At 47.6% G+C, this 23,509-nt stretch carries 16 protein-coding genes; 13 read left to right on the top strand and 3 right to left on the bottom strand.

What is annotated here, in order from left to right; all coding sequences use genetic code 11:
- Positions 1-110: 110 nt before the first annotated feature.
- The 3 genes from ON006_RS07880 (at position 111) to ON006_RS07870 (ending at position 4,410) form a co-directional block, all read left to right on the top strand.
- Positions 111-2,681 carry a TonB-dependent receptor gene (locus ON006_RS07880; RefSeq protein ID WP_244819025.1) on the top strand — a complete coding sequence of 857 codons (2,571 nt, stop codon included), beginning with the start codon at positions 111-113 and terminating at the stop codon, positions 2,679-2,681.
- A gap of 59 nt (positions 2,682-2,740) precedes the next feature.
- Positions 2,741-3,457, top strand: coding sequence for an outer membrane lipoprotein-sorting protein (locus tag ON006_RS07875; protein WP_244819026.1), 717 nt, complete (start codon positions 2,741-2,743; stop codon positions 3,455-3,457).
- Between the two features lie 293 nt (positions 3,458-3,750).
- Entirely contained in the window at positions 3,751-4,410 is a 660-nt protein-coding gene (locus ON006_RS07870; protein ID WP_244819027.1) for a response regulator, read from the top strand.
- A 2-nt stretch (positions 4,411-4,412) separates the two neighbouring features.
- Here ON006_RS07870 and ON006_RS07865 read toward each other — a convergent pair whose 3' ends face one another.
- A complete protein-coding gene (locus ON006_RS07865) occupies positions 4,413-4,856 on the bottom strand; it encodes a VOC family protein (protein WP_244819028.1) in 444 nt (147 codons plus the stop codon).
- 139 nt (positions 4,857-4,995) lie between these two features.
- Here ON006_RS07865 and ON006_RS07860 point away from each other — a divergent pair, with 139 nt between their 5' ends.
- The 8 genes from ON006_RS07860 to ON006_RS07825 all read left to right on the top strand — a co-directional run bounded on the left by ON006_RS07860 (position 4,996) and on the right by ON006_RS07825 (position 19,369).
- The gene (locus ON006_RS07860) at positions 4,996-7,689 is read left to right on the top strand and encodes a substrate-binding domain-containing protein (protein WP_244819029.1); all 2,694 of its coding nucleotides are present in this window, start codon (positions 4,996-4,998) and stop codon (positions 7,687-7,689) included.
- Positions 7,690-7,893: 204 nt separating this feature from the next.
- On the top strand, positions 7,894-9,216 hold the full coding sequence (locus ON006_RS07855; RefSeq protein WP_244819030.1) for a sugar porter family MFS transporter: 1,323 nt from the start codon (positions 7,894-7,896) through the stop codon (positions 9,214-9,216).
- A gap of 13 nt (positions 9,217-9,229) precedes the next feature.
- A complete protein-coding gene (locus ON006_RS07850) occupies positions 9,230-10,117 on the top strand; it encodes a carbohydrate kinase family protein (protein ID WP_244819031.1) in 888 nt (295 codons plus the stop codon).
- A gap of 4 nt (positions 10,118-10,121) precedes the next feature.
- Positions 10,122-13,277 carry a SusC/RagA family TonB-linked outer membrane protein gene (locus ON006_RS07845; RefSeq protein ID WP_244819032.1) on the top strand — a complete coding sequence of 1,052 codons (3,156 nt, stop codon included), beginning with the start codon at positions 10,122-10,124 and terminating at the stop codon, positions 13,275-13,277.
- A 19-nt stretch (positions 13,278-13,296) separates the two neighbouring features.
- The gene (locus ON006_RS07840) at positions 13,297-15,009 is read left to right on the top strand and encodes a RagB/SusD family nutrient uptake outer membrane protein (RefSeq protein WP_244819033.1); all 1,713 of its coding nucleotides are present in this window, start codon (positions 13,297-13,299) and stop codon (positions 15,007-15,009) included.
- 59 nt (positions 15,010-15,068) lie between these two features.
- On the top strand, positions 15,069-16,595 hold the full coding sequence (locus tag ON006_RS07835) for a glycoside hydrolase family 32 protein (RefSeq protein WP_244819034.1): 1,527 nt from the start codon (positions 15,069-15,071) through the stop codon (positions 16,593-16,595).
- 241 nt (positions 16,596-16,836) lie between these two features.
- A complete protein-coding gene (locus ON006_RS07830; protein ID WP_244819035.1) occupies positions 16,837-17,892 on the top strand; it encodes a hypothetical protein in 1,056 nt (351 codons plus the stop codon).
- Between the two features lie 10 nt (positions 17,893-17,902).
- The gene (locus tag ON006_RS07825; RefSeq protein WP_244819036.1) at positions 17,903-19,369 is read left to right on the top strand and encodes an MBOAT family O-acyltransferase; all 1,467 of its coding nucleotides are present in this window, start codon (positions 17,903-17,905) and stop codon (positions 19,367-19,369) included.
- 72 nt (positions 19,370-19,441) lie between these two features.
- Here the strand turns inward: ON006_RS07825 and ON006_RS07820 are convergent, their stop codons facing one another.
- Both ON006_RS07820 and ON006_RS07815 read right to left on the bottom strand, forming a co-directional pair.
- The gene (locus tag ON006_RS07820) at positions 19,442-20,548 is read right to left on the bottom strand and encodes an oxidoreductase (protein ID WP_244819037.1); all 1,107 of its coding nucleotides are present in this window, start codon (positions 20,546-20,548) and stop codon (positions 19,442-19,444) included.
- A 77-nt stretch (positions 20,549-20,625) separates the two neighbouring features.
- On the bottom strand, positions 20,626-21,237 hold the full coding sequence (locus ON006_RS07815; RefSeq protein ID WP_244819038.1) for a Crp/Fnr family transcriptional regulator: 612 nt from the start codon (positions 21,235-21,237) through the stop codon (positions 20,626-20,628).
- A gap of 50 nt (positions 21,238-21,287) precedes the next feature.
- On the opposite strand from ON006_RS07815, the gene ON006_RS07810 reads away from it, so the two are divergent.
- Positions 21,288-21,617, top strand: coding sequence for a winged helix-turn-helix transcriptional regulator (locus ON006_RS07810; RefSeq protein ID WP_310590307.1), 330 nt, complete (start codon positions 21,288-21,290; stop codon positions 21,615-21,617).
- 123 nt (positions 21,618-21,740) lie between these two features.
- The gene (locus ON006_RS07805; RefSeq protein WP_244819039.1) at positions 21,741-23,408 is read left to right on the top strand and encodes a glycosyltransferase family 39 protein; all 1,668 of its coding nucleotides are present in this window, start codon (positions 21,741-21,743) and stop codon (positions 23,406-23,408) included.
- Positions 23,409-23,509: the final 101 nt, after the last annotated feature.

The raw sequence follows: 23,509 nt of genomic DNA, 5'->3' as shown, positions 1-23,509 counted from the left end.
CACCCATCGTTGCATTGCGGTCGTCTATCCCGTGAATTTCAGCCTTTGTCATAATTTACTTTCCGGTAAATCGTTTCTGTCGCATTTTTGATGGTGTTAATTTGAAAACCATGAAGATGACGAAAATTCTGCTCGCTATTACAATTGTCCTGACTTCTCTCCTCTCCCCGGCATTTGCCCAATTTCCCGTGACCGGCGGAGCAGCGAAACCGAAAGCATTGCCGGGTACGGCAGGCGACCAAACTCCGAAAGGCAACTCCAAAATTACAGGTACCGTAACTGACTCAGCTTCATCAAAAGCCATCGAATTTGTCAGTATTGCGCTTTACAACAAAGCCAGCGGACAGGCAGTGGACGGAACAGTCGCCGACGAAAAAGGAAAATTTGCACTCACCAAGATCGTGGCCGGCGACTATAAAGTGCTGGTATCATTTATTGGGTATGGCAACAAGACGCTGGACAACATCAAACTTGACAAAGGTCAGGAACTCGATCTTGGTGTGATCAGTCTTGCTTCCAATACCAAAACATTGAACGAAGTTACCGTTACAGGTCAGGCGGCACTCATTGAAGAAAAAGTGGACAGGCTGGTATACAATGCTGAAAAAGACATTGCAGCCAAAGGTGGCGACGCAACCGATATTTTGCGCAAAGTACCCCTGCTGACTGTGGATTTGGATGGTAACGTGTCATTGAGGGGCAGCCAGAATATCCGCGTACTGATCAACAACAAGCCTAGTACCATTATCGCCAACAGTGTGGCCGATGCATTGAAACAAATTCCTGCTGACCAGATCAAATCCGTGGAAGTGATCACCAGCCCATCCGCCAAATACGACGCCGAAGGTTCAGGAGGTATTATCAATATTATCACCAAAAAGAACAGCTTGCAGGGACTTAACCTGAATATCGATACCGGTGTCGGCAACAGAGGCTCGATGTTGTCGCTGAACGGCGGCTACCGTAAAGGAAAAGCAGGATTTACCATCGGAGGATTCGGTCGTGGAATTTATAATACTGTTACCAAAACAGCATTGGAACAAACCAGTACGGTGGAAAACATTACCACTATAACCCGTCAAACCGGCGACGGTTCCAGCCACGGACTTTTCGGAAACTATAACCTGGGCTTCGACTATGATCTTGCCAAAAACCAGAGCATCACCGCAGGCGTAAAATATGGTGTAAGAAATTTCAACAGCCAGCAGGACCTGATTACGCGGCTTATGAAAACCGGATCGTCCGATGTTGTTTCAAGCCGCAATGTGGATGCGAAAAACCTCTCGGGAACTGTGGATGTGAACCTGGACTATCTTCATACGTTCAAACCACAACAGGAATGGAGCATGTCTACGCTTTACAGCCGCAATGATCTTACTAACGATTTTGATGCGGACTTGCTGAATGGCGGCAAAGAACTGACCAGTCGCCAGCGTAATCTTAATAAGAGTATCAACCAGGAGTTCACCTTCCAAACCGACTATCAAACTCCCATCAAGAAAAACCAGTTGCTGGAATTTGGTGGAAAAGGAATTTTCCGTGAAGTAACAAGCGCGTACAGCTTCCTGATTGCTGAACCGACCGGTGACTTCCGTCCGGAAAGAGATCAACCTGCGGGAGACCTGACCTATCATCAGAACATTGCGGCGGGCTATACTTCCTATACCTACACGACCAAAAAACGGTATACCATTAAAGGAGGCTTGCGTTACGAACATACATTCATCGACGCCAGTACCAATGAAGGAACTGTCGGCGTGGGCAACTATGGCGTGCTGGTACCGAGTGTCAATGCATCGAAAACTTTCAAAGGAACGACGGTGAAGCTGGCTTATAACCGCAGGATCCAGCGTCCGGGCTTGCAACAGCTGAACCCGAACTTCAACTCGGCCAACCCGCAGAATATCACGATTGGTAACCCCGAACTACGGCCCGAACTGACCAACAACTTTGAATTGGGATTGAGCAAAAACATTAAGAAAACGTTCGTGAATGCTACATTCTTCGGCAGGGTAACCAACAACGCCATCAGCCAGGTACGTCAGCCGTCGGATACACTCGCTGGTGCAATCGTGACCACATTCGAGAACATTGGTAAGCAACATGCATATGGTACCAACCTTTTTGCCAATGTTGCAGCCACGTCCAAGATCAATGTCGGAATCTTCGCCAATGTGTTTTATACCACATTAACCGGGCAGACCATCGGTCAGAACGGCCAGTCGCAGGAAATTAACAATAATGGTTTCAATGTAAGTGGTGGCATTTTCTCACAGGCCACATTCAAAAATGGCTGGGGCGCCCAGGCTTTTGGCTTTATGCAGGGAAACCAGGTTCAGTTACAAGGAAACCAGGGAGGCTTTGGCTTCTATACGCTTGGAGTAAAAAAAGAGTTTAACAATAAAAAAGGAAGCGTTGGACTCGCAGCCGAGAATTTCCTGAGCAAACGTTACAACATTCACACCGAGCTGACTTCGATCCAGTTCAACCAGGTGAACGATGTGTATCTGTATAACCGTGGTTTCAGGCTGACCTTTACCTATAAAATTGGTAAAATGACTATGGACGCGCCGAAAAAGAAGGCCAAATCTGTTAACAACGACGACGTGAAAAGTGACGGAAGCGGAGGACAGCAGTCGGGCGGCGGTGCGCCGGCAGGTGGCGGAAGCGCTCCACGGTAGTTATGACATGCATAATGCTTTTGGGTTCACAAACTGTTTATCACAAATAAAACTTAGATATGAAAACAACCAAACTATTTGTCGCAACGTTGGCGGCTCTGATCTCGGCAGCATCTTATGGCCAGAGTGTTGATGAAATCGTGGATAAGCATGTGGCTGCCATGGGCGGAATGGATAAAATAAAAGGTGTTACAACCATTGTTACGGAACGCTCCCTGGCCGTGCAAGGCATGGAGATACCAAACAAAACGACGATCGTCGTAGGAAAAGCGGTTCGCAATGAGTCCACTGTAATGGGTAACTCGATGGTGCAGGTTGTGGACGGTACCAGCGGATGGATGATCCGCCCGACGATGATGGGAGGAACCGGAGAACCGGAAGATATGCCAGCCGAACAGGTGAAACAGCAGATCAGCTCGATGGACCCTTTCGGAGGACTGGTAGGCTATAAAGAAAAAGGCAACACCGTTGAACTGATCGGTAAAGAAAAACAGGACAAGAAAGACGTATATCACTTGAAGGTTACGTCCAAAGACGGGCAGGTAACAGACCAATTCCTGGATGCTGAAACGTATCTGCTGAGCAAATTGAAGGTTTCCATGAACGGTCAGGAAGGTGAAATTGACCTTTCGGACTATAAAGAGGTGGATGGTCTTAAATTCGCTAATACGATGGACATTACTAACCCACAAATGGGTGCTATGTCATTCATTACCAGCAAAATAGTGGTTAATAGTAAAGTGGACGACTCCATTTTCAAGAGACCCGTTAAATAGCTTCAAACAAACAACCACAAAAAGAGAGCGGCTTCCAAATAATGGAAGCCGCTCTCTTTTTGTGGTCAACGATAGAAATAGTTCTACTAATCAAGTAGCACAAAATTAATAAACCGGAATTATTTTGAGTAACAAATTAATTAATTGTAAACTTGTACGACACTATCGGTAAATATTACAAGTTACTCTGGCAATATTTACTTAAATGGTTTTATATTACTCCTAACATAATTTAATAGAGCATTTTGATAGCGCAAAATGGTTTGATCAAGCATCCATTGACCCCCAAATTGATGAAACAAATTCTGCTGGTTGAAGATCATGCAATTGTCAGACTTGCGACCAGGTTCCTCGTTCTTGATTTGCTGGATCCCGTTACCGTTCATGAAGCCGCCAGTCTGGGCGAGACTATGTCCAAACTAGCTGCGAACTCGATCGACCTGATTTTACTTGACATTAATATTCCCGACGGGGAAGGCTTTAACATGATCCCAAAGATCAGGGAGATCAATCCGAAGGTACTGATACTCATTTTTTCGAGCCTCGAAGAAGAGGTTTACGCCCTGCACTACATTAAGGCTGGTGCGAATGGCTTTTTATCTAAAAACGCGTCTCAGGCCGAGATCAAAAAGGCAGTATTATCCATGTTCGAAGCCGGTAATTATATCAGCATGGCCGTCCAGCAGCAGTTGCTTCGCAATACATTGGACAATAAATCTTATGGTGAAAATCCGTTAGAGGGGCTCTCACAGCGGGAGCTTGAAGTAATGGATATGCTGATTGAAGGCTATTGGACCAAGGAGATCGCGATCAGGCTCGGACTTACGGAAAGTTCAGTGAGTACTTACAAAGCCAGAATTTTTGAGAAACTGAAAGTAAGTACCCTGATTGACATGTTCAAAAAAGTGCAGTTTTTCAAAAGCCAGAATCCCGGCACGGGAAGCGTGCACTGAACCTATTTCTTTTTTTCATTCAACTCGATCAGATACCCGTCCGGATCCGCGAAGTAAATTTGCGTCACTCCGTCGAACCTTACCTGCTTGTGAAAAGCAATCTTTTTGGCCGTCAAAAATTTTTCAGCGCCTGCAATTGACGTGACGAACATCGCGAAATGGCTGCCGTTTTTATCATTAACGACCGGTGTTGTGCGGCCCGCGAGCAAATGTATCATTTGTCCCTCGCCTGTATCAAACCATGCGCGGATCGCTTTGAGGGTATCGGGTACTTCCACCGGTTTCAACCCCACAATGTCTCTGTAAAAGTCCCTGCTGGCCGGAATATCCTTCACTTGCAGCGCCAGGTGATTAATACGGACAAAACCAAGGCTGCCTGATGAAACCTGTGCGAAAATGGTCGAGCAAGAAAAGCACATGATGCTCAATAAAAGTAGTCTTTTCATAAAATTTAGGTAAATATGAATTCGGCGCAATGTAAGTAATTGTGCAATTAATGATACTTTTGAATGGCCCAAATTATCGCATAGATACCGGAAAAAATTGAAATCTGCTGCCACTCTCTTTCTGCTTATTTTACTGTTGATGGCCTGCTCAAAGCAAGAGCCGAAACAGTTTACGATTGGTTTTTCCCAATGTACCGGTGCTGACAACTGGCGAAAAACCATGCAAGAGAGCATGTACCGTGAGCTTTCGTTTCATCCGGAAATCAATTTCATCATGAAAGATGCCGGGGGCAACTCTGCCACGCAGATTGATCAGATATCCGAATTTATCAGTCAGGATATTGATCTGCTCATCGTATCGCCAAACGAGGCCAAACCCATCACGCCGATTGTTGAAAAGGCTTATCAGAATGGTATTCCAGTGATTATACTTGACCGAAAAACCAATTCGGACCAGTATACAGCTTATGTCGGGGCCAATAATGTGGAAGTAGGGCAAGTGGCCGGTGCTTATGCCAACACCATTTTGAAAGGCAAAGGCAATGTGATCGAGATCAGCGAGCGCCCGGGTTCCTCGGCGGACATTGACCGTCATCAGGGTTTTGCCGAGATTATCAGCCACTTCCCGGGTATTCGGCTCGTCGACAAACTGGACGGTGACTGGGATAAATATTCATTCCAAAAACCGCTCACAGCCATATTAAAGGCCAATCCTGACATTGACGTGATCTTTTGTCAAAACGATCGACGTGCGCTGACGGCGTTCCGGGTTTGCAAAAGTCTCGGCTTGGAAAAAAAGATCAAGCTCATCGGAGTCGACGGCCTGACTGGTCGCGACGGAGGTATAGATCTCGTCGACCGTGACATTCTGAATGCAACGGTACTCTACCCGACGGGCGGCGAGGAGGCGATCCGCACTGCCATATCCATTTTACAAAAAGAAGCATTTAAAAGGGAGAATAGACTACAAATCACCATGATTGACTCTACCAACGTGAGGATCATGAAGTTACAGAGCGAAAAACTGGTCGCCCAGGAGCAGGACATTGAACGGCGTCAGGAAAAAATCGAAGAGCAAAGGGCGATCTCCGAAAATCAAACCGTCATCATTTACTCTATTTCTGTAACCCTGGCGCTGGCCTTGCTCTTCGGGGCATTGTCATTTTATTCGCTGCGGGAAAACCGCAAGATCAACAAACGGCTGGAATCTCAAAATCACGAAATATCGGATCAGAAAAACCAGATCGAGCAGCTTGCCCAGCGTGCTGGCATTGAGAATGAGGCTAAATTGAAATTTTTTACCAACATTTCTCACGAGTTCCGCACGCCGCTCACATTGATTTTGGCACCAGTGGAGGACATTCTTGCCAATGATAAAATCCGCGATCCGTTGATCCGGCAGGAACTTTCGCTGATCCGCAAAAACACATTGAGGCTGCTCCGGCTCGTGAATCAGCTCATGGATTTCAGAAAACTCGGGAGTAACAAGATGAAGCTCCGGGCAGGGGAACAGAACCTGGTCGCATTTGTCAGGGATATCATGGTTTCTTTTGAAAAAATAGCGTCGCGGCGCAAAATTGACTTCCAGCTCATCGCTTCCGATCCCGAGATCCGCGTCTGGTTTGACGCCACCATGCTCGATAAGGTAATCTTCAATTTGCTGTCCAATGCATTCAAATTTACCGCTGATAAGGGACGCATCTATTTGTACATCAATGCGTCTTCTGGTAATGCACAGATCCGAGTGGAAGATAATGGCATCGGTATGACGCCCTCAGAGATTGCGCATGCATTTGAAGTTTTTTATCAGGGAGAAAACAGTTACAAAACGCTGGGTACCGGGCTGGGACTGGCATTGTCCAAGGAATTGATCACCCTCCACCAGGGCCGCATTTCGGTACGCAGCGAGCCTGGCCGTGAAACCTGTTTTACGATTGAACTACCCTTGGGCAATGCGCATTTGCAACAGGACGAACTTCAAAATGAGCCCATCGAAGACATTTCTATCGCCCGTCATTTTGAGCTTTCAGAGGATAATGCGTCAGAGCTTATTCCTGCACCCATCAATGGTCAGCCGAAGGATCAGTCGGTGCTACTCATTGAGGACAATGCAGATCTGGTGCGGCTCATGGAGCAAAAACTGCAAAACAGCTATCAGATTTACAAAGCTGGCGACGGCGAAGAAGGCCTGAGAATGGCTTTTGAACATATCCCTGACCTGATCATTTGCGACGTGATGTTGCCGGGCAAAGATGGGTTGAGCATCTCGGTAATGCTCAAAACCGATTTCAGGACTTCGCATATTCCCGTGATCATGCTCACCGCCAAAACCACCACCGAGCAGCAGATAGAAGGCATCCAGACCGGCGTTGACGCATACGTTACCAAGCCATTCAACCTGAAATATGTTGAAGAAATGATCAGGACATTGCTGAAAAACCGTGCGATCCTGCGTGAGCATTACACCAGCGAATTGCCCATTGAATCATCGACGGTGAATAATCCCAACAAGCTGGACAAGAAGTTTATCACTCAGTTCACGGCCTACATTGAAGAAAATTATGGCAACTCCGAACTAAGCGTGGAAGACATTGGTAAAGACCTGGGCATGTCGCGCGTACAGCTGTACCGGAAAGTGAAAGCCCTGCTCGGGCTCAGCGTAAACGAGTACATTCAGCAGCTCCGCTTGAACAAAGCCAAATTTTTATTGAGACGCGACGACCTGACCGTTTCCGACATTGCCTACAAAGTGGGCTTCTCCTCTCCTACTTATTTCTCCACGGCCTTCAAAACAAAATATAACCAAACGCCGATGGAATATAAAAAATCCTGAACCATGTTACATTTTTGAAAGACTATGTATCAAATTTGAAACCTACACTTTCAAATTTGTGTCAACCGATGAACCTAAATCGTTGACAATCATCACAATACGCCTTCAATAGTGCTCCGTATCAAAGTTTAACTTTTTTGAGATATTTTTTAGTTATTCAAAGTATGTTACTGCGCTAGTTTTGATCAAAAATCAGAACTACAAATGAAAAACAGTAAAGTACTAGTGTGGTCAGTCGTGGTGGCGCTCGGGGGATTTCTCTTCGGGTTCGATACGGCGGTGATCTCGGGAGCGGAAAAAGCCATTCAACTATTGTGGGACCTGTCAGCCGTCGAACACGGGTTCACAGTCTCCATCGCACTCATCGGTACCGTGCTCGGCGCGCTGCTTGGCGGCATACCCACAGACCGGCTCGGGCGCAAAACCACCCTGTTCTGGATCGCGGTACTCTACCTGGTATCTTCCCTGGGTTCCGCATTCGCCACAGACTGGTACGTATTCATTTTCTTCCGGTTTCTCGGTGGCCTGGGTGTAGGCGCATCGTCGGTCGCCGCACCGATGTACATATCCGAGATCTCACCTGCCAAGTCACGCGGTAAAATGGTCGGGCTGTTTCAGTTCAATGTCGTTTTCGGTATTCTGATCGCGTACTTCTCCAATTATTTCATGCAGGATATGGGCGATCATGCGTGGCGCTGGATGCTTGGAGTACAGGCATTGCCGTCATTGGTGTTCCTGCTGGCGATTTTGTATGTACCGGAAAGTCCTCGCTGGTTGGTAATCCGAAAAAATAAAGTGCAGGAAGCACGTGAAATCCTCCAATTGATCGACGCCGACACCAGCGAAGAAACGCTGTCTGCTATTGTCAATGCGCATGAACAAGCAAGTAGCAGCAAGCAGTCACGGCTTTTTTCAGCCCGGCACAAAACTCCCGTAACGCTGGCCATTCTTTTCGCAGTTTTCAATCAGGTTTCAGGGATTAATGCTATTATTTATTACAGCCCGCGAATTTTTGAAATGACCGGACTGGGGACCAAGGCAGCATTTTTATCCTCTGCCGGCATCGGCTTTGTCAATTTTGCATTTACGCTCCTGGCTATCAATTTTATTGACAAATTCGGGCGGCGTACCCTGATGTTTACCGGGTCTGTCGGGGTGATTATTACGCTTGCATTGGTCGCCAGGGCATTTTTCATACAGGATTTCACCGGCGTGCCTGTTTTTCTTTTCGTCTACATCGCCTTCTTCGCATTCTCTCAGGGAGCCGTCATCTGGGTTTTCATCTCCGAAATTTTCCCCAACGAAGTCAGGGCGAGCGGACAGGCATTGGGCAGTTTTACCCATTGGTTTATGGCCGCGCTGATCGCCTTTTCCTTCCCCATCATCGCAGAATACTTTGGCGGCGGTATCACGTTTTCCTTTTTCGCGCTGATGATGGTCTTACAGCTCATTTTCGTCTGGCGGTTCATGCCGGAAACCAAGGGTACATCCCTGGAACGTACCGAAAAAACAATGGTCCTTCACTAACCGATCACTTAATATGTCCACTGAAATTGTCATTTTTGGCGAGATGCTCTGGGATATGCTTCCCAGCGGCAAGCAGCCCGGCGGCGCTCCGATGAACGTAGCCATTCACCTCAAAAACTTCGGTCTCGACCCCGCTTTTATCAGCCGTGTGGGTAATGATGACCTGGGCCTTGAACTACTCGATTACCTGGACGGCCAGGGACTTTCGACAAAATGGATCCAGACAGGCCAGACACATTTGACCGGCATTGTCAAAGTTAACCTCACCGACAAGACCGAGGTAACCTACAAAATCGTCCAGCCTGTCGCCTGGGACTACATTCAGGTTACGCCAGAGAACAAAAAACGGGTTCAGCAAGCCGACGTGTTTGTATACGGAACCCTTGCAGTACGTAGCCAGCAATCGAAAGACTCACTTTTTGAATTGTTGCAGGAAGCCAAACTGAAAGTGTTTGACGTAAACATCCGCCCGCCCCATTTTGACAGGGCAACTACCGAGCTGCTGCTGCGCGAAGCCAACATCGTGAAAATGAATGAGCATGAGCTCGCGACCGTGGCCGACTGGTATGGCATCATGCCTGATACCGAGACGCGTATGAAGTTTCTTTCTGAGAAATTTTCCCTGCAAATGGTGATCGTAACCTTGGGAGCCGATGGCGCCAAAGTGCTTTACCACGATGAGATCAATACGCAGGGAGGCTACGCGGTTGAAGTTCAGGACACCATTGGCAGCGGCGACTCGTTCCTGGCGATGTTCCTTAAAGAGTATTTATCCGGTACCGATATCCCCGAAGCGCTCCGAAAAGCTTGTGCGGTAGGCGCCATTGTCGCCACCTATCAGGGAGCAACCCCTTCTGTTTCTGAATCTGAACTTGACCAATTCCTCACCATTAACCATTAATACTATGTTCAAACGATTACTTTGGATGACCGTCGTCATCATTTGCTCATTGCAGGCTGCTTGGGCACAAAAAGTTACCATTTCCGGTACTGTAAAAGCCGCAGACGGTGAAGCATTACCCGGCGTAAGCGTACTCGAAAAAGGTACCAACAATGGTGCCGTCAGCGACGTTTCGGGAAAATACTCGATCGGTGTTGCGTCCGGTGCCACCCTGGTTTTCTCGTATGTGGGTATGCAGGCCGTAGAGGCTGCGATTGGAACAAAGTCGGTCATAGACGTCACCATGCAGGCCGATTCTAAAAATCTCTCCGAGGTCGTGGTTGTCGGTTATACTTCTTCCAAAAAGGAGGACCTTACTGGTGCCATTGCGGTCGTAGATATGGCCCCATTGAAAAATATCAGCTCGGGTAACCCCATGCAGGCGTTGCAGGGACGCGTTCCGGGGTTATACATTGAAAAGACCGGCTCACCTAACGGTACCAACTCCCGCATCCTGATCCGCGGTGCGAACACACTCGGCAATACCGATCCGCTCTATATTATCGACGGGGTACCTACCAAAAGACCCGAAGTTTTTCAGGGGTTAAACCCTAATTCCATCGAATCCATTCAGGTTTTGAAAGATGCATCGGCATCCTCCATTTATGGTTCACGGGCATCGAATGGTGTTATCATCGTGACTACAAAAAACGGGGCCAATAGCAATGGAAAGATCAACATTGACTTCAATAGCAGCGTTTCGGCCCAATCTGAAAAATATGCGCGGTTTAAAATGCTGAATGCCGCAGACCGGGGCCGTGCGCTCTGGCAGGCGTCCGTGAATGACCGTGTGAACCCCGAAGACGGTTATGGTGCATTGTATTCATTTGATTGGAATAAAGATTTCAACAACCCTGTGCTCAATAGCGTGAAAGCACAGCCATTGGTCGGTGGAAACGCGAATATGCCCGCCGGAGATACGGACTGGCAAGCCGAAATGTACAAAACCGGCATTGTCACCAACAACGAGCTGACCATTTCGGGTGGTAACAAAAACTCCTCGTTGCAGGTCAATTTGGGATACTACAAAAACACCGGTATGCTCCGCTACACCGATTATGGCAAGCTCAGCGGGCGTATCAATGCATTGACAAGCGCATTTGACGGTAAACTGAAAATTGGCGCAAATATGCAGGTGACTTCGTCCAATGAAACGCTGGCCTCTACCGATATCGGCGGCGCGCTCACACCGGGACTGGCCGTTACCCTCGCTCCTACCATCCCCGTTTATGCCAAAGACGGCTCATGGGGTGGCGCTATCGGCTCTGGTTACTCAGACAGAAACAATCCGCTGCATATGCAAGAGATCAACAAATGGGACAATGCACACCGCCTGACATTGTTTGGTAATGTGTTTGCAGAGTTTGAACCGATCAAAAATCTGTTTATCAAATCCAGTTTGGGTGCAGATAATGCGAGCTTTTATTTCAAAAACATTGAACAATCGTTCGAAGAGGGTTCGTTTGGTCGGGCCAATAACAGCCTCACCATTGATCAGAACCGCTATTTGAGCATTACCTGGTCTAATACGATCCGCTACAACATGGACCTGGGCAATAACCATTTCAAGTTTCTGGCCGGTATTGAAGCCATTAAAAATGACTCGGATTATGAAATCGCCAGAAAAGAGGGTTTCGCAGTGCAGACCGAAGATTACTTTGTGTTAAACGCCGGAACAGGTAATGTCAATGTGACCGGCAGCGGTTCAGGAAGCAGGTTGTTATCCCAATTTGCCCGTGTAGACTACGGCTTTTCGGACCGGTACCTGGCTGCGATAACGATCCGTCGCGACGGTTCTTCGCGCTTTGGATCAGAAAATGCATATGGTATTTTCCCCGCGGCATCGGTCGGCTGGCGCATTGATAAGGAACAGTTTTTCCAAAGCGTCAAACACATCAGCAACCTGAAACTGCGGGCTGGCGTGGGCCGCGTTGGTAATCAGGAAATTGGTGACCTTGCCCGCTTTGGACTTTATGATACCCGCTACGGCGCAAGGCAATCCCAGTTTCCGAACGGTCACAATGGCTTTTTCGATCAGTTTTACAACATTGGAACCGCTTATGACCTCAATGGCGCCAATACAGGCAACTTGCCATCGGGTTTTGTATCGATTCAAGGCGCAAACCCTAACCTGAAATGGGAAACAACAGACGAAGCCAATGTCGGTGTTGATTTCGGGTTCTTCGACGGCATGATCCAAGGCTCATTCGACTACTTCACCCGTAAAACAAGCGACATTCTGATCACCCCGCCGATTGCGTCGGCTGTGGGAGAAGGCCAGCTGAGGGTACTTAATGGTGCTTCCAAAAGCAATAATGGTTTCGAGTTTTCGGCAGGATATTATGCGCGGCCAAAAGGTGATTTCACTTACAATGTGATGGCCGGGGTGAGCCGTTTCCGTGACAAGATTACTGCCCTGCCCGAAGAAGTGAGGGCTGCTTATGCCGGCAATGCGACACAGACTATTTTGGGACATTCTCAGTTTGACCTGTTTGGCTACAAAACAGCAGGTCTTTTCCAGAGCCAGCAGGAAGTGGACGCCGCTCCGAGCCAGGTTGGTGCAGGCCCCGGCCGCATCCGTTATGTTGACACCAATGGTGATGGTAAGATCGATGATCTGGACCGGGTATTTTTCGGAACCACATTGCCTGCATTTGAATACAATGTGAAAGTAGAGGCTTTTTACAAAAACTTTGATCTTTCCATTTTCGGATCAGGAATTGCCGGAAGAAAAGGATTTGATTCCTATACTTTCTACAACAACTTCATCCGCGGGCGCGACAATGTGGGCCCTGGTGTGTTTGACGCCTGGTCGCCTTCCAATACCGGCTCCCGCGTTCCTGCATTGTCGCTGTCTGATCCCAATAATGAGACGCGGACATCGGATTATTTCAATGTCAATACTTCCTATTTCAAGCTGAGAAATGTGCAGCTGGGTTATGCGCTGAGCAGCGACCTGGTACAAAAGATCAAGCTGCAGAGGATCCGTGTATATGTGATGGCAGAAAACCTGTTTCTGATCAAATCCAAGAGTTTTGCTGGCCCTGATCCCGAACGGACGGATATCAACGCGATCCCGATCCCGAGGACAATCACAGCAGGTCTAAACATTTCTTTCTAAAATATTTAAGCAAAAGATCATGAAAACCAAACTGATATATAATTTCATTGCCGCAGCCGGGCTATTGACTGCCACATCCTGCAAAGATTTCCTGGACTACGAACCTAAGGGTTTGCTTTCCTCTGATAACATCAAATCCGCTTCCGGCGCTGAGTCGCTGGTGACAGCCGCCTACGCCGGTGTGGGTAATGATGACATGGTGGGCCCGATGACCAGTATGTGGGTGTACGGAAGTGTGCGCTCAGACGATGCCTACAAAGGCGGAGGTGGGGTCGCTGATGTGGCCGAAATCGATTTTTACGAACATTATAACCTTACCCGCCCCGATCTGGGCCTGATGCACCCTTATACCTGGGAGAATTTTTACAAAGCGATTTCACGAGCAAATGCTGCGCTCAACAGTCTAAGCGCATTGACCGACGCTGAATTTCCACTCAAAAAGGAGCGGCAGGCTGAAATGCATTTTCTGCGCGGACATGCTCATTTTATGCTTAAAATGCTTTTCAAGAACATTCCCTACATTACCGAGGATCTGACCAGTGATCAGATTTTGCTGGAATCCAATGTGAAGTATACCAATGACGAGCTTTGGAATAAAATCGGTGAGGATTTTCAATTTGCCGTAGACAATCTGCCAGCGAAGCAAACCCAGATCGGCAGGGCCAATAAAATGGCGGCAGCTGCCTACCTGGCTAAGCTGAGGCTGTTTCAGGCCTACGAGCAGGATGCAAATCACAAGGTTACAGGCATCAACAAGACCAGACTGCAGGAAGTAGTGACATTGACCCAACAAGTGATCAGTTCAGGGCAGTACCGCTTGCAGACTGATTTTGCCGAGAACTTTATCGCTGAAACCGAGAATGGCCCGGAATCTATTTTTGCCATTCAATACAGCATCAATGATGGTACGGCTGTGGGTCGGATCAGTTATGTGACTGGCCTTAATTATCCGCATGGCGCGCCTCAATACGGCTGCTGCGGATTTCATCAGCCTAGCCAAAACCTGGCGAATTCTTACAAAACGGATGCAAACGGGCTGCCACAAATGGATAGTTTCAATGATAAGAATGTGGATTTCAATACCGATACCGTCGACCCACGAGTAGACCATACCATTGGAGTGGACGGCCACCCTTACAAATATGACAACACCAAGCCGTTGAGCAACAGCTGGATACGCGATCCGGGAGTGTATGGCTTTTTTCACACTATGAAAGAGCAGCAACTGGCAACCAGCTCGTCGTACCATAAAGAGGGCCCATTCATTGGCTCGTCCAAAAACATTGATATCATTCGCTATGACGATGTGTTGCTCATGCAGGCAGAGGCTTACATTGAACTCGGACAACAGGCACTGGCATTGCCGCTGATCAACCAGATCCGCAGCCGCGCCGCTGCCAGTACCGGCCGATTGAAAAAAGCAGACGGAACATTTGCTTCCAAATACAATGTAAAAGAATACAGCTCGGCTGGCTGGACACAGGATCATGCACGGAAAGCATTGCAATGGGAACGCAGGCTGGAATTTGCGACCGAAAGCCCCCGTTTCTTCGACCTGGTGCGCTGGGGCATCGCCGAAAAAACCTTGAATGCTTACCTGGAAAAAGAAAAAGCAAGACGACCATTTCTGGCGACTGCCAAGTTCACCGCAGGCAGGGACGAGTATTTGCCAATCCCTCAAAGAGAGATCAGCTTTACAAAAGGGTTATATAAACAAAACCCGGGTTTTTAGCATTTATCATATCTTTGATTATAATCTTATTAATATTGTAGTTAACCGTTCATTCAATAATGAAGAAATCCATCATCATACCGCTTTTATTCTGCGCTATCTTAACTTCCGGTTTAAATGCGCAGGATCTGAGAGAAAAATACCGCCCGGAATTTCATTTTTCGCCGAAAGCCAACTGGATGAATGATCCAAACGGGATGGTTTACCACAATGGCATTTTTCATTTGTTCTTCCAGTATTATCCCAATGATAAAATATGGGGGCCCATGCACTGGGGACATGCGACGAGCAAAGATATGGTGAGTTGGGACGAACAACCCATTGCCCTGTACCCGGATAGCCTGGGATACATTTTTTCAGGAAGCGCGGTGGCTGACGTGCATAACACCTCTGGATTTGGCAAGGACGGGAAGTTTCCGCTGGTTGCAATTTTCACCCATCATAACCCGGTTCTTGAAAAGCTGGAAACCGGCAAACATGAATATCAGAGCCTTGCTTATAGTCTGGACGACGGAAAAACCTGGACCAAATATAGCGGCAATCCTGTTTTACAAAACCCTGGTATCAGTGATTTCCGCGACCCGAAAGTAAGCTGGTTTGAACCGCAAAAAAAATGGATCATGACGTTGGCGACCAAAGACAGGGTGACATTTTATTCGTCTCCGGATCTTAAATCCTGGGTCCGCGAAAGCGATTTTGGCGTCGATGCGGGAGCACATGGCGGTGTTTGGGAATGTCCTGATTTGTTTCCAATCCAGCACAACGGAAAGCAGGTATGGGTTTTGATCGTCAACATCAATCCGGGTGGGCCGAACCAGGGATCAGCGGGACAGTATTTTTTGGGGGATTTTGATGGGAAAACTTTCAAACCTTACTCCAAAGAAACAAAATGGCTTGATTTTGGAACAGATAACTATGCATCCGTAACATTCTCAAATACCGGCAGCCGCATGTTAATGATGGGATGGATGAGCAACTGGCAATATGCCAACCTGGTACCAACTCACCCGTGGCGCAGTGCATGTACCATCGCCAGGGAGCTTGGTTTAAAAACGGTTGGTAAAGAAATTTATCTCACCTCGACTCCTGTAAAAGAGCTGGACGTGTTGCGTTCCACCGGTTTTAATGAGCAAAATGTAAAAGTACAGGGCCAGCTTGATCTGACGGAAAAGACAAAGAACAGTACCGGACTTTTTCGTCTGGAACTGGAAACGAAAAATACTGCTGACTTTTCAATTGTTTTGGCCAATAACGAAGGTAACGAGCTGGTTGTCGGATATGACAAGGCCACCAATCAGTACTACATTGACCGGTCCAAGTCCGGGAAGATTGACTTTGAGAAAGGATTTGGGCAAAAACATACGGCACCGAGGTTATCAAAAGACCCCACCATGGACCTGACCCTGATTGCCGATGCCGCCTCGGTCGAGCTCTTTGCAGACGGCGGACTTACACCAATGACAGACATCTTTTTCCCCGATTCGAAAATGTCCAAATTGTATATTAAATCTATATCTGGAACTACCCTGAAAAAGCTTGGCTATTCGGTTTTACAACCCGAAACAAAATCTGCTCAGGGAAAATAGAAATTGCATTGATCTAGTTCCAATTTTTTAATGCCACGAATGCGCGAATTGACACGAATGGGATTCGTGCTCATTCGCGCATTCGTGGCAAGAAAATACCGCTTAATAAAAAATCAAAGACTTCAAAGCGACATACTGAACCAATCGGGACCACATTGATTATATTTATTTTAAGTAACTGAAAAACAAATTGTTACATAGTTACTTATCATTTATATACTCAATATCAGCTCCATTTAGTATGAAAACTTCTGACTACCTGAAAGCCGGTTGGCTGGCGTTTGCCCTGGTCTTGCTGTTTGTAATCGGCTGGGAATCTTACTGGCGAAGCCAGGGATTTGATCTTTCCTACAATGACGACGAAAGTCTTTGGGCTTTTACCCGAAAAAGGATCTACAATACAACACCCGCCCGGCCAGTGATCATCGGCTCTTCCAGGGTGAAGTTCGATATCGATCAAACACAATGGGAGCAACAAACTGGCGAAAAACCTGTACAACTTGCATTGGTGGGCACTTCTCCCCGGCCTATTCTCCGCGACTTGGCCAATGATCCGGAATTTAAGGGAACACTGCTGGTCGGAGTGGTAGAAGGCCTCTTCTTTTCCGGCGAGGGATCACCCATGGAAATTGAAGCCAACAAACGACTCAAAGCTTATCCAAAATGGTCGCTATCGCAGCAAGCCAGTTTTTACATGAACCAGCACCTGGAATCTAACTTGCTGTTTTTGGATGAAGAACGGTTTTCGCTCAATTCTCTACTCAAAAGGTTGCCGATCGAGAGTCGCGCTGGCGTTTTTGTCTTCCCTAATTTCCCGATTCGGACGGGTTATACCAATCCAAACCGCCAGGAGATTTTTAGTAAAGATTTCATGGCGGATACCGCAGTTCAGCATGGTGTGCAGTATGTTTGGTCCTACCTCGGCATGCTCAGTAACAAAAAGGGTGTCGGGGGTGATACCCTTAGCGGTATTATCCACTCTGTCAAGGTGAATGTCGATAAAATCAACGCACGGGGCGGTCAGGTACTGTTTCTCAAAATGCCCGTGTCCAACCCGGCGCTGGCGGCCGAACAAAAGTCCTTTCCGCGTAAAGAATACTGGGACCGGCTGCTGCTTGAAACAGGCTCACAAGGCATTCATTTCGAAGACTACCCCGAACTATCAAAGTATGTATGTCCGGACTGGTCGCACCTTGCGCCTGCTGATACAAAGCCATTTACCGCGGACCTGATCAAGATCATTGAGGCGAAAACACATTGGACTTTACAGAAATCCCCGACTTCAAATCACCCCTAACAACACAGACATGGTATTCAACTCGTACACTTTCGTATTGTTTTTCGTGCTGTTGCTCGTTCTGCACAACCTTCCTTTCTCCTGGAAAGTCAAAAAAATCAATCTGCTGATTGCCAGCTATCTTTTTTACGCACTCTGGAATCCCCCATTCATTCTTTTGCTATGGCTATCTACCGTAGTCGACTATTTCATGGCCAGACAAATAGCCGTAACAGAGGAAAAGCTAATGCGTAAACTTTGGCTGACCGTCAGCTTATTGTTAAACCTTGGAATGCTCAGCTACTTTAAATATGGCGGCTTTTTGCTGGAAAACTTCACAGCATTGCTCAACAGCATGGGCATTGCATATCAGGCTGCAAAACCGGACATCATTTTACCGGTTGGGATATCTTTTTACACGTTTGTAACATTGTCTTACACCATCGACGTATACCGCCGCAAGTTCGCTCCCGAGCCTTCCTTTTTGAACTTCGCGCTATTTGTCACCTATTTCCCGCACCTGGTGGCCGGCCCGATCGTTCGCCCGGAAGACCTGATACCGCAGTTCAAAACACCCCGCAAGGCCACTTCCGAACAAATGGTATGGGGATTGTTTCTGCTCACATTGGGCTTATTTCTCAAAGTAGTCATTGCTGATGGCTGGATGTCCGAGCCCGCAGACTTTATCTTTGGACTCCCCTTTCCGGTTAATCCATTGGATGCCTGGTCTGCGGTACTGGCTTTTTCCGCGCAGATCTTCTGTGATTTTGGCGGCTATTCTACCTGCGCGATCGGCGTATCATTGTGTCTCGGCTTTACATTGCCCGAAAATTTCCGTTATCCTTATGCAGCGATTGGTTTCTCCGATTTCTGGCGCCGGTGGCACATTACCCTGTCGACCTGGCTCAGGGATTACCTGTACATTCCATTGGGTGGTAACCGGTCAGGGAGTTTCCGTACCTACGTGAATTTGATGATCACAATGTTATTGGGTGGTCTATGGCACGGAGCGTCCTGGAATTTCGTCATCTGGGGCGGTCTTCACGGCATTTTCCTATGCATTGAAAGGCTGTTCAGAAGCTGGTCGCGCAAGTCAGCGCCAATGGTGGCCGAAGGAGTAATCATTCAGGCTACGCTCATACCCGTTCGCAGTAAAAACCTGAGCAATTTCCTGCTTGCGCTCATCACTTTTTTACTCGTCAACATTACCTGGGTATTCTTCCGTTCCCCTGATTTTGGTTCGGCGATGCGGATGCTGTTATGTATGTTCGGCGTGATCACCCAGGGTCCCAAAATGCTTTCCACACCTGATATGCTGAAAGTCGCGCTCGTAACCATTGGCCTGCTAAGCTTCCATTGGTCGATGCGCGACAAGTCAGTAAAAAGTTTGTTTACCAGTTTACCCTGGTGGTTTTCCGGCACTGCCTGGGCGGTAATGCTGATACTGATCATTCTGACCCAAAAAAGCACCAGCTCATTTATTTATTTCCAATTCTGAAAATAGCGATTCCGGGAGTCGGTACTCCGGGAGTCGGTACTCCGGGAATCGAAACTCGGCTGATTTCCATTGTTACAGCGGAGTTTCGATCTCCAAACGCAGTTTGTAGTCATGAAGCACCTTCCTAGTGTGGGAAAGGGTCAGACTGGGTTTGATAAGATCTTTGAAAAAAGGAATGACCTGCTCCCCTGCTTCTATCAATCTGGGCCAATCCGGACTCGCAATGGCGGCACGGCCAATGGATATCAAATCGGCCTGATCGCCGCTGATCAGCGACTCGGCCAGTTTCACATCGTGCATACCACCGTTTGCAATCACGGGCACACCTGTTAGCTTTTTAGCGATACCGGTAGACGAGAGCCCGTCCGGGTACAAACATTCCCTATCCCAGCGGCCGCCCTCGGCCGCGATATGCAGGTACCCTGGCTTTATTTCACTTAAAACCTGAAATATTTCCGTCGCTGTTTCAGATCCTCCCGGCCAGCGGTAGGTAAGATCATTGACTTTACTTTCGGAAACACGGATGCCCACAATGAAATGAGCCGGCACCACTTCCTTGACCGCCTGAAAAACCTCCATTAAAAACCGCAGCCGGTTTCTGACACTGCCGCCATATCGATCGGTACGCTGATTGGTATGCTCGGTAATAAACTGATCAAAAAGGTAGCCATTCGCCGCGTGGATCTCAATACCATCAAAACCAGCAATCTGTGCATGAATGGCCGCCTTGATATAACCCTCTTTGACCCGGTAGAAATCATCAGCATTCATTTCCCTGGGAAAGTAAAAGTTCCCGATAGGCTGTACTGCCGAAGGCGCAATGGTGCTTTCGATATATTGCGATAATGCTCCTCCGTGCATTAGCTGAGCTATAATGAGCGAGTCATGCGCATGCACCTGCTCAACCACCTTCGCCCAGGCACGTAGCTGGCTGTCATTTACAATTCCCGGCTGGTGAGCATCCGTGCGACTGAAAAACTCGTCGGTGTAAGTGCCTTCTGTAATGATCATACTAAACCCACCTTTGGCAAAATCCTCATAGTAATGGGCCATTTCTTCTGTGGGAATGCCTTCTGCGGTGGCGCTATGTCGCGTCATCGGGGCTACTACAAGCCGGTTATTCAGCTTGTGGCCATTCAATAATGATTTGTCGAATAAACTGCTTTTCACGGTTTCCATACACTGCTTTTTTGATGCAAATGTATGGTCAGCAGCAGTTTGGGGAGGTTAAACTATTTTAAGAAAAGCAGTTAAACTTATTTAAGATCCTGCCGGGCATTCGACTTACGGATCTGGCTCAGAAAGACGGGCGTAATGCCCAAATAAGAGGCAATGTGCCGCTGCGGCATACGCTGTTCGAGGGTTGGATATTTTTGGGTGAGCGCTGCGTAACGTTCTGCGCCGGTCAGGCTGATACTGTTCATAATCCGCTGGTCCTGCGAGATCCCGGCCTTCTGCTCCATGATCCGCCAGAACCTTTCAAATCCAGGAATGTCACGATACAGCTGGTCAAGGTTGCTTTTTTCAATCTGTAACAATGTGGCCGCTTCCAGTGCAACTATATTTCGCAGCGCCGGAACTTCTAAATGGAAACTGGTGGAATCCGAGATCCACCAGTCCTCCATCGCAAAATGCAGGGTATGATCATTACCTTTTTCATCCAGGTAAAAAGAGCGCAAGAATCCTTTGCAGACATAACTTTCATGACGACAAACATCGCCCTGCTGCACGAGATATTGCCGTGGCAGCAGCCTGCGAACCGTTAGCAGCGAACAAAAATGCCGCTGCTCTTCTTCCGTCAGGTCAATGCGTTTGAGAATATGGCTGATAATCAGCGGATAAAGCTCTGAGTCTTTTTCCAAAATCATGAAACATGTTGTGCGCGGCAAAGATTGAAAATTTGTGAAAGTTAAAAAAAATTAACTCAACCCCTCAAAGTACCGCCATCAATGGTAATCACCGAGCCGGTCGTGTACCCATACTGTGGAGATTATTTACCGGAAGCAAGCGTTACTGCGAACTCCGCAAGAGCATACCCAATATTTCCGAACGCATCCTGATCCTGCCATTAAGAGAAATGGAAAGGGACGGACTGATCAACAGAATCGTGTGCCCGGAAGTGCCAGCATGCGTGGAATACCTGCTTACCCCGCTTGGAAAAAGCTGGATGCGGCGCTTTCCGTTCTCAGCGAATAGGGAGAAACAAACCGCCCTGAAACATTGGAGAAGGCTGATTCAAAGGAGTTAACAATAATATAACACCGATTGTAAGGCAATCACGTTCACAAATTCAAAATTCGTTGCGTATATATTTTCGCCCGGCATACCATTTGCTTTACCGGCTATCCCCAAAAAATATCAACCCAACGTTATGAATAACCATGATCCAATCTTACACCGGTACTTTCCGTGGCTGCTGCTGCTCGGCATTCTTCTCAACATTCCCGGCCTGTGGCTGGACATTATGGAACCCGACGGCGCGCTCTATGCCACCATTGCCAAGCATATTGTACAACACAATGACTGGATAAACCTCTACGGCGACGGTCATGACTGGCTCGACAAGCCTCATTTTCCATTCTGGATGGCGGCGATCAGCTATAAAATCTTCGGTATTACCGGTTTCGCCTATAAACTTCCCGCATTCATTTTCTGGCTTGTCAGCCTGCGCTATACTTTCCTTATCGCAAAAGAGTTGTTCAATGCCGACGTTGCCAGAATAGCCGTACTTATTTACACGGTCGCCTTGCACAGTACGCTGGCCAATTTCGACGTCCGCGCGGAGCCCTACCTCACTGCCTGCATCACCGGCGCGACCTGGCATATGCTGCGCATCTACAAAGAAGGCCGTTGGCTCCATATTGCAGCTGCTGCACTCTTCACCGCCTGCGCCATCATGACCAAAGGCATTTTTGTGCTCATCACCATTGGAGGCGGCTGGATGATTTTCTGGATGGTGACCAGGCAGTTTAATCAGCTGCTGAATTACCGTTGGTGGTTATTTTTAGGTCTGTGTTTTATTTTCATTCTGCCCGAATTGTACAGCCTGTATGTACAGTTCGATTTACACCCCGAAAAGGTGGTTTTTGGAGAGACACGCGTTTCCGGGTTGCGTTTTTTCTTTTGGGACAGCCAGTTCGGGAGGTTTTTTAATACGGGCCCCATTAAAGGAAAAGGTGACGTAACATTCTTCCTGCACACCACACTATGGGCGTTTCTGCCGTGGTCGGTGGGGCTGGTGGCAGGAATTGTTTACCTGTTGAGGTTTGATAAAAATGCCACTCCCATGCGCTGGGTGATCTATGGCAGTACATTGGTCACATTCGTGCTATTTTCCCTTTCCCGGTTCCAGCTGCCACATTATCTGGTGATTGAATTTCCGTATTTTTCAATGATCACCGCCTATTTCTTTTATCAGCTGGCCAAATCTCCAAAAATCGATCATCTGGTGACAGTACAGACCGTACTCATGTTTGCTGCACTGGCTTGTATAACCGGCCTGGTATACATTACTGGCATTCATAATGGCATTTTCGCAGCCATCATTTCACTGGTGATCGTGCTGATTGCGAGCGTGATCAGCTACCGCAATAAGCTACAACAACTGCTGTTTAAAGGTTACGCGATGGCCGCCATGCTCTATATTTTCCTTTTCCAGTTCTTTTATCCATTTTTACTTCAATACCAATCCGGCAGGCAAGCGGCCAGGGAGATTTCTGAAAACAACAAGAATATCCCCGTGGCCGCATACGGTTCGTTTTCCTATACTTTCGAATTTTACTCGCCGGGGGATGTCAGCCTGATCCGCAATGAGGAATACCTCCAGGATTTCATCGAAGCTGCGCCATGCTACTTGTATACAACGGAATCGATTGCCGACAGCCTATTGAAATCCGGGCTCGACGCGGAGGTCCGGGCTACACCTCAGCATTTTCATGTGACACGGCTTAAAATGGGTTTTCTGAACTATAAGAAGCGAAATGTAACGTTGGAACCAAGGTATTTGCTTTACATTAAAAACGACGCCGCCGTTCTATAGCCGCCTCCAATTCGTATACAAATCCGGCCGTTTCGTATAATTTCAGGGAGTTTGAATCTGCCACCTTTGTGCTGTACTAGTTACTTCCATTTTCAAACTGA

The organism is Dyadobacter pollutisoli (assembly GCF_026625565.1).
In the GTDB taxonomy this organism is placed as follows: Bacteria; Bacteroidota; Bacteroidia; order Cytophagales; family Spirosomataceae; genus Dyadobacter; species Dyadobacter pollutisoli.
This window is presented reverse-complemented; position numbering and strand designations above follow the sequence as displayed.

What these genes read in the sequence shown, in the direction of transcription:
- ON006_RS07835 (WP_244819034.1), top strand. Translation starts at nt 15,069, where the DNA reads ATGAAGAAATCCATCATCATACCGCTTTTATTCTGCGCTATCTTAACT.
- ON006_RS07820 (WP_244819037.1), bottom strand. Translation starts at nt 20,548, where the DNA reads ATGGAAACCGTGAAAAGCAGTTTATTCGACAAATCATTATTGAATGGC.
- ON006_RS07855 (WP_244819030.1), top strand. Translation starts at nt 7,894, where the DNA reads ATGAAAAACAGTAAAGTACTAGTGTGGTCAGTCGTGGTGGCGCTCGGG.
- ON006_RS07825 (WP_244819036.1), top strand. Translation starts at nt 17,903, where the DNA reads ATGGTATTCAACTCGTACACTTTCGTATTGTTTTTCGTGCTGTTGCTC.
- ON006_RS07875 (WP_244819026.1), top strand. Translation starts at nt 2,741, where the DNA reads ATGAAAACAACCAAACTATTTGTCGCAACGTTGGCGGCTCTGATCTCG.
- ON006_RS07865 (WP_244819028.1), bottom strand. Translation starts at nt 4,856, where the DNA reads ATGAAAAGACTACTTTTATTGAGCATCATGTGCTTTTCTTGCTCGACC.
- ON006_RS07815 (WP_244819038.1), bottom strand. Translation starts at nt 21,237, where the DNA reads ATGATTTTGGAAAAAGACTCAGAGCTTTATCCGCTGATTATCAGCCAT.
- ON006_RS07870 (WP_244819027.1), top strand. Translation starts at nt 3,751, where the DNA reads ATGAAACAAATTCTGCTGGTTGAAGATCATGCAATTGTCAGACTTGCG.
- ON006_RS07845 (WP_244819032.1), top strand. Translation starts at nt 10,122, where the DNA reads ATGTTCAAACGATTACTTTGGATGACCGTCGTCATCATTTGCTCATTG.
- ON006_RS07880 (WP_244819025.1), top strand. Translation starts at nt 111, where the DNA reads ATGAAGATGACGAAAATTCTGCTCGCTATTACAATTGTCCTGACTTCT.
- ON006_RS07830 (WP_244819035.1), top strand. Translation starts at nt 16,837, where the DNA reads ATGAAAACTTCTGACTACCTGAAAGCCGGTTGGCTGGCGTTTGCCCTG.
- ON006_RS07840 (WP_244819033.1), top strand. Translation starts at nt 13,297, where the DNA reads ATGAAAACCAAACTGATATATAATTTCATTGCCGCAGCCGGGCTATTG.
- ON006_RS07850 (WP_244819031.1), top strand. Translation starts at nt 9,230, where the DNA reads ATGTCCACTGAAATTGTCATTTTTGGCGAGATGCTCTGGGATATGCTT.
- ON006_RS07860 (WP_244819029.1), top strand. Translation starts at nt 4,996, where the DNA reads ATGGCCTGCTCAAAGCAAGAGCCGAAACAGTTTACGATTGGTTTTTCC.
- ON006_RS07805 (WP_244819039.1), top strand. Translation starts at nt 21,741, where the DNA reads ATGAATAACCATGATCCAATCTTACACCGGTACTTTCCGTGGCTGCTG.